Source organism: Kaistella yonginensis, from assembly GCF_030409525.1.
Classification (GTDB): domain Bacteria; phylum Bacteroidota; class Bacteroidia; order Flavobacteriales; family Weeksellaceae; genus Kaistella; species Kaistella yonginensis.
The window spans coordinates 127,876-139,399 of record NZ_JAUFQB010000007.1 but is presented as its reverse complement, the minus strand read 5'-3'; the positions used below and the strand labels follow the sequence as shown (position 1 = coordinate 139,399).

At 37.7% G+C, this 11,524-nt stretch carries 8 protein-coding genes; 3 read left to right on the top strand and 5 right to left on the bottom strand.

Annotation, left to right across the window (positions count from 1 at the left end; translation table 11 throughout):
- Positions 1-339 precede the first annotated feature (339 nt).
- Positions 340-1,806: a tRNA uridine-5-carboxymethylaminomethyl(34) synthesis GTPase MnmE gene (mnmE, locus tag QWY78_RS02820; RefSeq protein WP_290216377.1), complete on the top strand. Its 1,467-nt coding sequence runs from the start codon at positions 340-342 to the stop codon at positions 1,804-1,806.
- A 93-nt stretch (positions 1,807-1,899) separates the two neighbouring features.
- On the opposite strand, the gene QWY78_RS02815 is transcribed toward mnmE, so the two are convergent.
- The 4 genes from QWY78_RS02815 to QWY78_RS02800 all read right to left on the bottom strand — a co-directional run bounded on the left by QWY78_RS02815 (position 1,900) and on the right by QWY78_RS02800 (position 8,119).
- On the bottom strand, positions 1,900-2,334 hold the full coding sequence (locus tag QWY78_RS02815; RefSeq protein WP_290216375.1) for a cold-shock protein: 435 nt from the start codon (positions 2,332-2,334) through the stop codon (positions 1,900-1,902).
- A gap of 147 nt (positions 2,335-2,481) precedes the next feature.
- Positions 2,482-5,268 (bottom strand): aconitate hydratase AcnA, encoded by a 2,787-nt coding sequence (acnA, locus tag QWY78_RS02810; RefSeq protein ID WP_290216373.1) that lies wholly within the window; start codon positions 5,266-5,268, stop codon positions 2,482-2,484.
- A 428-nt stretch (positions 5,269-5,696) separates the two neighbouring features.
- Positions 5,697-7,871, bottom strand: coding sequence for a ferrous iron transport protein B (gene feoB, locus QWY78_RS02805; RefSeq protein ID WP_290216371.1), 2,175 nt, complete (start codon positions 7,869-7,871; stop codon positions 5,697-5,699).
- Positions 7,868-8,119, bottom strand: coding sequence for a FeoA family protein (locus QWY78_RS02800; protein WP_290216369.1), 252 nt, complete (start codon positions 8,117-8,119; stop codon positions 7,868-7,870). Before QWY78_RS02800 ends, feoB begins: the two co-directional genes overlap by 4 nt.
- A 388-nt stretch (positions 8,120-8,507) precedes the next feature.
- Here QWY78_RS02800 and QWY78_RS02795 point away from each other — a divergent pair, with 388 nt between their 5' ends.
- On the top strand, positions 8,508-9,050 hold the full coding sequence (locus QWY78_RS02795) for a tRNA methyl transferase PRC-barrel domain-containing protein (RefSeq protein ID WP_290216367.1): 543 nt from the start codon (positions 8,508-8,510) through the stop codon (positions 9,048-9,050).
- 11 nt (positions 9,051-9,061) lie between these two features.
- Entirely contained in the window at positions 9,062-10,828 is a 1,767-nt protein-coding gene (locus QWY78_RS02790; RefSeq protein ID WP_290216366.1) for an endonuclease, read from the top strand.
- A gap of 88 nt (positions 10,829-10,916) precedes the next feature.
- Here the strand turns inward: QWY78_RS02790 and QWY78_RS02785 are convergent, their stop codons facing one another.
- A complete protein-coding gene (locus QWY78_RS02785; protein ID WP_290216364.1) occupies positions 10,917-11,465 on the bottom strand; it encodes a DUF4256 domain-containing protein in 549 nt (182 codons plus the stop codon).
- Positions 11,466-11,524 lie beyond the last annotated feature (59 nt).

Genomic DNA, 11,524 nt, shown 5'->3' with positions numbered 1-11,524 from the left:
TTTTAAAGTTGATCAGATTTAATTCCCATCGTACGCAATAAAATTAAAGTGGTCTAAAATTACGATTTTTAAATTCAGCTTAAAAACACATTTTAAGAATGTTTAAAATACTTTCACCACGTTAAATACCCGTGTGAGTCTGTATAAATTCATGTGCAAATTATCTCAAATATTTTCAATGGTCTATTATTAATTAAAACATAAAAGAACGATCAGTAAGTCGGTGTGTAAAAATGTCACACCGATTTTCACCGATCAATTCTTAATTCAAAGCATGAAATAAAAAAATCGGTATCTATCCGTGCATATCTGTGTGCCAAAAATCCTAACTTTGCATTTATGAATCAAGATACCATTTGTGCAATCGCCACTGCAAACGGAATTGGCGCCATCGGAATTATCAGAATTTCGGGAAATGATGCTTTCAAAATCGCCTCAAAGATATTTGATGGAAAAAACCTGGAGAAAGTAGATTCTCACACCGTTCATTACGGATATATTGTGGATAGAGAGATGGAAGTGGGGAGTGGGAAGATGGAAGAAGTGCAAACTGATACTATCAATTATCAATCATCATCCACCAATTATGAAATAATCGACGAAGTAATGGTTTCCGTTTTCAAAGCGCCAAAAACTTTTACCTCAGAAGATTCTGTAGAAATTTCTTTTCACGGATCACCACATATTGCAAAAAAAATCTTGGAAGTTTTAACCAAAAATGGAGCGAGATTGGCAAAAGCCGGAGAATTTACGATGCGCGCTTTTATGAATGGCAGAATAGATTTGTCACAAGCAGAATCCATCGCAGATTTGATTGCATCCGAAAATGAAGCATCTAGAAAAGTTGCATTAAACCAATTAAAAGGCGGAATTACCAATGAAATTTCAATTTTACGAAATGATTTATTGAATTTTACATCATTGATAGAACTGGAATTAGATTTTGGCGAAGAAGATGTAGAATTTGCAGACCGAACTGCAATGAATAAATTATTACTGAATTTAAGAACAAAATTATCCGCTTTGATCGAGAGTTTCCAGTACGGAAATGCCTTGAAAAATGGAGTAGAAGTAGCCATAATCGGGAAACCAAACGCAGGAAAATCTACCTTATTAAATGCATTATTAAAAGAAGAAAGAGCCATCGTTTCGGAAATTGCGGGAACGACGAGAGATACGATTGAGGAAGTTTTGCACATCAAAGGAAATGCTTTTCGCTTTATTGATACTGCTGGTTTACGAGAAACCACCGATGAAATTGAAAAAATTGGCGTTCAAAAAGCCAAAGAGAAAATCGCATCTGCAAAAATTTTGTTATATCTCTACAATCAGAATGATGATACAGCCGAAGAAGTCATCAATTTCATTCAAGAATTCTCTCGAAAAGATTTAAAAATCATCTTATTGCACAACAAAATTGATTTAGTCGGAGGATATTTTGAAAACCCAATCGATCAAAAAATAAAAGAAGTTTTATTCCCAGAATATTCCGATACCATCCTCGGAATTTCCGCAAAAGACCCGCAAAGCATAGAAATTTTAAAAACCGAACTTTCCAACTATTTTGAAAACCTAAAAGACCAGGAAAGCAATGTAATCATTACCAACCAACGCCACTTTGATGCTTTGCAAAAATCTTTACAATCTGTTTTTCAAGTTGAAGAAGCCGTCAGTTCTGGCATCCACACAGAATTGCTCGCTTACGAATTGCGTAATGCTTTAGAGCATCTTGGTGAAATTTCGGGAGAGTTTACAAATGATGAAGTTTTGGGGAATATTTTTTCAAAGTTTTGTATTGGGAAATAAACAAAAAAATAACGCTCAAAAAATGAGCGTTTATTGAACCCACCAATTTAGTGGCAAAATAAAAAAAGCTTCGGAGGAAGCTTTTTTATGGGGTTATTTGACCAATTTAATATTGATCGCCGATAATCCTTTGGGGGATTTCTCTATTTCGAAAGAGACTTTATTGCCTTTCTTGATCATCTCTTCACAATTGTTGCTGTGGAAAAAAATGTTTTCTTTGCTTTTATCCTCGGTGATAAAACCATAACCCTTTTCACTGAAGAAAGTAACGATTCCTGATTTTATCGGATTTTCTGCTTCAATAGGTGCTGCTCCCAACTGAATGGTTCCCAAATCAATTTTGTCCTCATTATTCCTGTCGGGCGGAGTACTCGTAAATTGACCATTGGCATCAACGTACATAATCATGTCGTCAAGACCTTTACCTTTGTCATTGCTTTCTTTACGCTCCTCACGTCGTAGCGCCTTTTCTTTCTGTTTCTGAAGTTTTTTCTTAAAGTTTTCCTTTTTTGAAAAAGAATCTGCCATATATTATATTCTATTTTTAAATTATCTGATAAGGTACAACTTAATTCAATACAATGCAAGATAAATCTTAATTATGCTTTTTATCCGCCAATTATTTGGTGGTTGTAGAATCTTGATGAGGTGTTTCCATGCGTCTGTATTTACGAGTTATTTTTCTAAAAATTGCCTCAATACATATTGTAAAATACCTCCATTACGGTAATATTCAATCTCAATGAGAGAATCCAAACGGGCAATCACTGAGAAATTAATTTCGGTACCCATTTCATTTTTAGCCACAATCTGAATTTCTTTCAAAGGTTTGATATCATTTGCAATTCCGGTCAAAGAAAAGATTTCTTTACCTGTTAGACCCAAACTATCAGCGGTTTCTCCGGGTTTATATTGGAGCGGTAAAACACCCAGCCCTACTAAATTGCTGCGATGAATACGCTCGTAACTTTCTGCTAAAACGGCTTTTATACCCAGCAAGAATGTCCCTTTTGCTGCCCAATCCCTAGAAGAGCCGCTACCGTATTCTTTTCCTGCCAAAACCAATAAGGGCGTGTCGTTTTGTTTATAACGAATCGCTGCATCATACACTGACATTTCTTCACCACTCGGCAAGTAAGAAGTATAACCACCTTCTTTCTGCGCTAATTTATTTTGAATGCGAACATTGGCAAATGTACCTCGCACCATCACTTCATCATTTCCACGGCGTGATCCATAAGAATTGAAATTCTCTTTTTCTACGCCTTTACTTAAAAGATATTTGCCTGCTGCTGAACTTTCATTAAAAGCCCCTGCCGGAGAAATATGATCGGTAGTCACGCTGTCCCCCAAAACCAGTAATGCGCGAGCGCTCGGAATATCTTTCAATGATTCTGCTTCATGTGAAATATTATGAAAAAAAGGAATTTCTTTGATGTAAGTGGAGTTTTCATCCCAGTCATATAGTTTACCCATTGGCACTTCCAGATTTCTCCAGATCTCATTCCCATCGAAAATTTCATCATAATTTTTTGCAAAATCTGTCGGCGATAAAACACGGTTGAGTAGTTCATTAATTTCATCGTCGGTCGGCCAGATATCTTTTAGATAAACCGGTTCTTGATTAGAATCATAACTTAAAGGTTCGGTCGTTAAATCAATGTCAACCCGCCCCGCAAGTGCATAAGCTACGACCAGCATGGGCGACATTAAGAAATTCATTTTGACCTGCGGATGAATTCTAGCTTCAAAATTCCTGTTTCCAGAAAGAACGGAGGTTACAATTAAATGATGATCATCCACCGCTTTGGAAATTTTCGGTGCTAATGGTCCAGAGTTTCCAATACATGAAGTACACCCATAACCTACAAGATGAAATTGTAAGGCTTCTAAATCTTTCATCAGATCTGCTTTTTCTAAATAATCGGTAACCACTTTGGAGCCAGGTGCAAGCGAAGTTTTTACCCACGGTTTTACATCAATCCCATGTTCACGAGCTTTTCTTGCAACCAAACCCGCCCCGATCATCACGAATGGGTTGGAAGTATTGGTACAGGAAGTGATTGCGGCAATGGCTACCGCACCGTCGGATAACATGAATTTTTCTTCGCCACGTGTAATCCATACTGTTTTGAGACCGTCTTTTTCTTTGGTCTCTATTTCTGTGTTCATCTCTTTTGCTACAGCTTCGGGAACGGGTAAATCGCCGCCCTCATTGTCAAAACGTGTAATTGATTTTTCAATTTCACGGTCTTCCTGTGAGATGTATTTTCTGTTGTAAGAAGTATGCAAAAGCTCTATAAATGTATTTTTGAAATCTTTTAAAAGGATTTTGTCTTGCGGACGTTTTGGGCCAGCAACCGTTGGTTCAACCGTAGAAACATCCAGTTCGACTACATCAGTATAGGTAATCTGATCTTCATTTTCCCGCCAAAGCATATTGGCTTTGCAATAGTTTTCAACTAAAGAAATTTGGTCTTCGGAACGGTTGCTTTTGCGCATATATTCCAGTGTTTTATCATCGATAGGGAAATACGTAATGGTACAGCCAAATTCGGGTGACATGTTACCGATTGTTGCCCGATCTGGAACAGATAAATGATCTAAACCAGGCCCAAAAACTTCCACAAATTTGCCTACCACGCCAAATTTCCGTAGTAGATTTGCAATGGTTAAAACCAAATCGGTTGCGGTTGAACCCAACGGAAGTTTCCCTGTGAGTTTTAAACCAATCACTTCGGGCATAATAAAATAAAGTGGCTGACCCAGAATTGCAGCTTCCGCCTCAATGCCCCCAACGCCCCATGCAACCACTCCAATTCCGTTGACCATCGGCGTGTGACTGTCGGTTCCCACCAACGTGTCTGGAAAAACTTCGCCATTTCTCTCAATAACTCCTTTGGATAAATATTCTAAATTAATTTGATGACAGATTCCCATTCCGGGCGGTACGACGCTGAAATTATCAAAGGAATTCTGGGCCCATTTTAGAAATTGATACCGCTCTTGGTTGCGACCATATTCTTCCTCCATATTCCGTTCGTAGGAATAATCGGTCCCGAAATAATCAACCTGTACAGAATGATCGATGACCAAATCTACGGGAACAAGAGGGTTAATATCATCTGGGTTTTTTCCTTTTCGTGCCAATTCTGACCGAAGTGCTGCAATATCCACCACCGCTGGAACACCTGTGAAATCCTGCATTAGTACCCGTGCGGGTTTAAACGGAATATCCTTGTCGGATCCTTTTGGTTGCCAATGTAGAAGCGTTTCTATATTTTCTTTGGTAACGGCAAAGCCATCATAATTGCGTAGGGTGTTCTCTAAAAGTATTCGAATGGAGAATGGCAGTTTGGCGATATTGTAACCTTGCTTTTGCAAATCTGGAAGACTGTAAAAGGTGAAATTGCCTTCCTTGGTTTGAAGGTTTTTTTTAATCTGAAAAATATCGGTTTCCATAATTTTATTTTAAGAATGTATTAGACTGAAATATTAGCTTTCTACCCTTTGAAATTGAGATTATAGAGACCATAAATCCTCATCGGCAAGAATTTGCACGGGGTATACTAATCCTCTCAAAGTTAGCAAATAAAAGAAGACCGTGGGCTGATCTTACCAATTATCTTAGAAAATCGACGAGATTAAGCAATATATAAAGTTTCCAAATGATTTAAATAATCGCTGGAACATACAATTTCGAAAGGTTTTCTATTCGTTTAAATATAAAAAATTTTCTGCATAACGAACCAGATATTCATTAATTATATTAATTCTTAGACGTTTTTTTTTAACCTTCTCAATAGCGTATGCAATTGCCTTAATCGACTAGCAATGACTTTTATTTTTATTGAAAGTTAATATCATGCCCAATAGAGATTATTTTAATATCAAGCGAAAAAATGCCAAATTCTCGCTACTAAAAAGCAGACAATAATGCCGTAAACAATAGGTAAAACAGTGGCAACAAAAGTCCATTTTCGGCTGCCGGTTTCTTTGTAGATGGTATAAATGGTTGTACTGCACGGATTATGAAGCAAACTGAAAAGCATTAGATTTACGGCGGTAAGTGTGGTCCATCCTCCGGCGTGCAGTAAGTTCGCTATTTCCATATCAGTTCCTTCAAACATAACGCCAGCACCGGCACCCAAAGCAGTGTTACCGATCGTCAAAGTCGTTAACATTAAAATTGTAGGAATTACAATTTCGTTGGCCGGAATTGCAACGATATAAGCCAACAGGATTACCCCGTTTAGACCGATGAACATTCCGAAGGGATCTAGTCCATGAATCATCCATAAAGCCAGACTCTGATCGGCGATTTTCAGATTAGAAATCAACCAGATTACTGCGCCAGCAGGTGCTGCAAAAACAACAGCACGCCACAAAACGATTAATGTGCGGTCAATTAAAGAAGTATAAACGGTTTGTAAAACATTGGGTGGGCGATAGGGTGGAAGCTCTAATGTAAAAAAAGAAGATTCTCCTTTTAAGAGGGTTTTTGATAAGAGCCACGAAGTGAAAAAAGTAAACGCAATACCCAAAATCGCGATACTAATTACCGCTAACATCGAAACGGTGCCTGCCCATTGACTCGGTACCAAAACTCCTAAAAATAAGGTAGCGATAATAATTTGAGTGGGCCATCTTCCATTACATAGTGAAAAATTGTTGGTGATAATTGCAATTAATTTTTCTCTAGGACTGTTGATAATCCTGGTGGCCACCACACCAGCAGCATTGCAGCCAAAACCCATGCTCATGGTTAAAGCTTGTTTGCCGTGCGCCCCAGATTTTTTAAAAATACGATCTAAATTAAAAGCCACTCTCGGAAGATATCCAAAATCCTCTAATAATGTAAACAAGGGAAAGAAGATGGCCATTGGTGGCAACATGACCGCGACCACCCAAGCCGTTGCAAGATAAACGCCGTCTACCAAAAAACCACTGAGCCACCAAGGAAAGTTGAGATTCACTGCGCCGTTTTTCAAAAAAGGATGAATGGTGTCCAATAGTAGTGAAGCTAAAAGCTTGGAAGGATAGTTTGACCCTACGATGGTTATCCAAAGCACAACTCCTAAAAGTAAAAACATAATTGGAAAACCCCAAATTCGATGCGTTACCACATTATCAATAGCGCGATCCAACCGGAATGAACGACGAGATTTATCAGATGAAACAGAATCTTTAACCAACTGCGCTGCTTTGGCATAAATACTTTCAACCAAATCATTTCGGTACTCATCGCCAAGTTCAAGTCGTAAATCCTTAACGGTTTTTAAAATTGGACTTAATTGAGGCTCAGAAATTTCTGTGGAAAGTCTGCCTTCATTTAGACCAGCAATAATGCTTTCATCATCTTCCAACAAACGTATGGCCAGCCAATTTGAATTTTGTACGGCCGGATCTAAACCCAACAAAGCATTTTCAATAGTACTAACCGCTCTACCACTTGCCGCAGAAAGTTTCAATAATTTTTTAGAATATGCCTCAAAGTTTCCAGTGGCAACCTGTCTAATAGCTGCCAGTAATTCTGGTATGCCTTCCTTTGATCGTGCGCTGGTTTGAACCACGGGAATTCCCAGATCTTTTGATAAAGTTCGCACATCTATTGATATTTGATGGCGCCGAGCTTCATCCATCAAATTAAGACAAAGAACGACCTTATTGGTGATTTCTAAAATTTGTAGAACTAAACTTAAATTTCGTTGCAAACGACTTGCGTCAACTACCACTACGGTGACATCGGGTTGCCCAAAGAGAACAAAATCTCTGGCAACTTCTTCATCTTCTGAAGTAGATAAAAGCGAATACGTTCCCGGTAAATCCACAATTTTATAATGGGCTTCTTGATAGGAAAACTGTCCCTCTGCGCGCACGACGGTTTTGCCTGGCCAATTTCCGGTATGTTGTTTTAAGCCCGTAAGTGCATTAAAGACAGTGCTTTTTCCGGTATTTGGATTTCCGGCCAAGGCAATGGTATAGTCTGAATTGCCCACAGAAATTCCCATTTTTTTGAGTTCTGCAGCTGGATTTAATTCACAAGTATCACACGCGGTTTTCATAGACTCTCTTTTAATTCAATTAAAACGTTGGCGGCATCTTCATTTCGCAGAGAAATTAAAGTATCATGAATGTTGTATGCAATAGGATTTCCAAGCGGACTAATATTTTGAACGGTAATTTCAGCGCCACGAACAAAACCTAGATCCAGTAAACGTTGTCGCACTTCGCGACTACAATTGGTTGATAATCCAACGATGACCGCAACTTGATTTTTTGTTAAGTTTCCTAAATTTTGACCTGTTCCCATTTTGTTTTTTAAAATAATAAAACCTTATATCCGTACAAAAATACAAAATTAGACTGACCTAACAATATAATTATGTGCAGCTAACAAAAATATATATATTTATTTTTATTATGAATTTTAAAATAATGGTATAGGTTTATTGCAAGAATCAGTCAATTCAGAAAAAAATGCAAATCAAGTTACAAAATAGTCTTGTTTTATGGTCTAAAAAATAATTGTTCACCTATTTTTCACAAAAAATTTTTCGCTTAGGCCCCATCGTTATTGGATTGTTCGATTTATGATTTTTATTACCTGCTTTCTGAAAAAATAGCTATAATTTAGCCCGCCCTAAACGATGGTAAGCTGAATTACCTAGACGAAGTCGGGGACTTAAATCATTATTAAAATGACCCAAAAAGGACAAATAGTTGAAATTCCCTCAGATTCCGCGCTTTACGGTAGAGTCTGTCCCGAATTTTTATCGAAAGAAGAGGCGTTGATTTGGAAAAGTCAGAAGATTGCCTATTCTCTTTTTGATGGTTTCCTCGTGGGTGGTCATTCTGGGATGGATCATTTTAAACTGGGTCAACGAAGAGGAATTAATGTTGGCGGGAAAAAGCAACCTCTTTATGTAATTCAACTGGATCAGGTGAATCATCGATTGTTTGTTGGGGCAGGAGACGATCATCCGGGGCTTTGGGTAGAGGTGTTGTCTTTTGCAGAAAATATTTTGCAGTGGGCTCCGAATTTTACCATGAACCCTGAAGTATTAGAACTTGGGGTTCCCGTAGAGTTTTTATCTTTTAATGATGTTGAGAAGATTCCGGCTTTACTTTATGTTTTTAATGGAAAAGTTTATGTAGAATTTGAAAAGCCTATTTCAATCACTTTCGAAGAAGCTCCTTTCAGTGTATTTTACCAACATAATAAAATAGCAGATTTTAATTAAATAAATGTATCATGAAACTTAAATTATCTTTTTTAACAAGTATTTTTTCGTTTTTCTTGTTGGCTCAGTCCGCTCCGGCGTATTACTCCAGCATTGATTTCAACAAAACCAAGAACGAACTAAAAAATGAACTTGCAACATTAATCACCACAACCCACACGAAAACAATTTCATATAGCGAATTGCAAACGCTGATGAAAACCAGTGATGTAGATCCAGAAAACCCAGCAAATCTTCTTTTGGTTTATGGTTCACAATCTTCTGGACTTCACCAAAGAAGCCGACCAATCAGCGGATCTTGGAATCGGGAGCATGTGTATGCCAAATCAAAAGGAACACCCAATTTAGGAACGTCTGGTCCAGGAGCAGATGGTCATCATCTACGTCCCGCAGATACGCAGTTAAACAGCACTAGAGGAAGTCTTTTATTTGATGATGGTACAGGTTCTTTAGCTTATAAAACCAGCCGAGGTGGTTGGTACCCGGGGGAAGAGTGGAAAGGAGATGTCGCCAGAATTTTGATGTATATGTACGTTCGATACAACAGCAGATGTTTGCCTTTAAATATTACCATGAATCCGAATACCTATTCACAAGATTTTCCCGATATTTTATTAAAATGGAATGTTGAAGATCCTGTTTCAGCGTTTGAAATTCAAAGGCAAAATGTAGTGGCAAATATGCAAAAAAATAGAAATCCATTTATAGATAATCCTTATTTAGCGACGGTGATTTGGGGTGGGCCACCGGCACAAAATAAGTGGCCAGATACCTTTTCAGGAGGAGGAACAATGGATACAGAAGCACCTTCAATACCAGCAAATCTTGCAATTTCAGCGACCACTACTACAAGTATTTCTTTGAATTGGAGTGCTTCTACAGATAATGTTTCCGTGAGCAGTTATGATTTTTTTGTGGATGAAATCTTTCATTCCAATATTTCAACAACAAATACAACGATTAATGGCTTGAATCCGGCAACCACCTATTCTTTCTATGTTGTGGCAAAAGATGCTGCAGGTAATAAATCTGCAAATAGTAATGCGGTGCAAGGAACAACTGAAATTGGCGGCGGAACCAATACTGGAACAACTTGTGGCACCGAAGATTTTGAAAATATTCAATCAACAGGAAGTACACCTCCAGCTTCATCCTATAACGATAGAACCTGGTCGGCCAATGGTATTGTTTGGACGGCAACAAACGCACGAACGGATAAACAAATCTATATTGATGGTGACGCAAATAAAGCGATTTGCATCAGAAAAGGAATGTTGAAATCTTCCGTCATTGCGGGTGGGATCGGAACATTAACCGTGAAAACATACCTTCCTTTTTCAGATAGTGCCGGAAATTATATCCTGAAAATTAATGGTATTGTCAAAGGCTTAATTCCTTACTCGAAGACTGCTCAAACACAAACCATTGAAAATATCAATGTGGAAGGAAACGTAATTATTGAACTTATTGATGAAACTTCCAGCAACCGTGTTTCGTTTGATAATCTTTCATGGACGTGCTACGCTGCTTTGGCGACTGAATCTTCGGTCGTTAAAAACCAGAAAGTGACCATCTATCCAAACCCAGTTAAAAATAACGAATTTTTCATTAGTGGAATTCATCAAAATGAAACAGTGAGAATTTACAGCTTAACGGGTCAGCTGCTGCAAACCATTAACAATGTTAATAATCAAGAAAAAGTAAACCTTAATCAATTACCGAAAGGTGTTTATTTTGTGACTACAAAAACCCAGTCTGCTAAAATTATAGTAGATTAAGATGTAGATTTTTTTTAGTGGAAAATAATGATAAGGTCGGAAGCAGGTGCTTCCGACCTTTTTTTATAACTGATTTTGAGGGTGAAATTTAAACCCATAAAACGCCCCGAAATCCTCTCGATGCATAATACGACTCTGCACCGCTATGATAAATAAAAACAGTTTTAAAGCGTAAATCTGCAAAAATTGCCCCACCAAGTTTGCGTATTTTTTCAGGAGTTTTCAACCAACTTGAGGTTTTAGAATCAAAGGTTCCATGTCTTTGTAATTCACGGTATTCTTCTTCAGTAAGAAGATCGATGCCCATAGATTTCGCAGCATCTACGGCATTATTATTTGGCTTATTTTCTTTTCTTTTTTCGAGTGCGGCTTTATCATAACAAAAACTTCTACGACCTTTCGGGCTTTCTGCAGCACAATCGAAAAATAAATATTCGCCGGACTTTTGATCTATCGCAATAACATCTGGTTCGCCACCATTGTCCTCCATTTGACGTAATGATTCCAATTTTTTGGAGTCTTTACTAAGCTTTTGCTGAATATCTTCCCAATTTAAATCAGGATGTCGGGATTTATTATCGTCAAATCGCTGCTTTATAATCTGGAAAAGGTCGTCGTAATTATTTTCTAAGGCCATATTTTTAAAGGTTAGATTTTTAAATTGAAGTACGAGGCAAATAAAGTTTGGATGTTTAA

What these genes read in the sequence shown, in the direction of transcription:
- QWY78_RS02785 (WP_290216364.1), bottom strand. Translation starts at nt 11,465, where the DNA reads ATGGCCTTAGAAAATAATTACGACGACCTTTTCCAGATTATAAAGCAG.
- QWY78_RS02800 (WP_290216369.1), bottom strand. Translation starts at nt 8,119, where the DNA reads ATGGGAACAGGTCAAAATTTAGGAAACTTAACAAAAAATCAAGTTGCG.
- QWY78_RS02790 (WP_290216366.1), top strand. Translation starts at nt 9,062, where the DNA reads ATGAAACTTAAATTATCTTTTTTAACAAGTATTTTTTCGTTTTTCTTG.
- acnA (WP_290216373.1), bottom strand. Translation starts at nt 5,268, where the DNA reads ATGGAAACCGATATTTTTCAGATTAAAAAAAACCTTCAAACCAAGGAA.
- mnmE (WP_290216377.1), top strand. Translation starts at nt 340, where the DNA reads ATGAATCAAGATACCATTTGTGCAATCGCCACTGCAAACGGAATTGGC.
- feoB (WP_290216371.1), bottom strand. Translation starts at nt 7,871, where the DNA reads ATGAAAACCGCGTGTGATACTTGTGAATTAAATCCAGCTGCAGAACTC.
- QWY78_RS02795 (WP_290216367.1), top strand. Translation starts at nt 8,508, where the DNA reads ATGACCCAAAAAGGACAAATAGTTGAAATTCCCTCAGATTCCGCGCTT.
- QWY78_RS02815 (WP_290216375.1), bottom strand. Translation starts at nt 2,334, where the DNA reads ATGGCAGATTCTTTTTCAAAAAAGGAAAACTTTAAGAAAAAACTTCAG.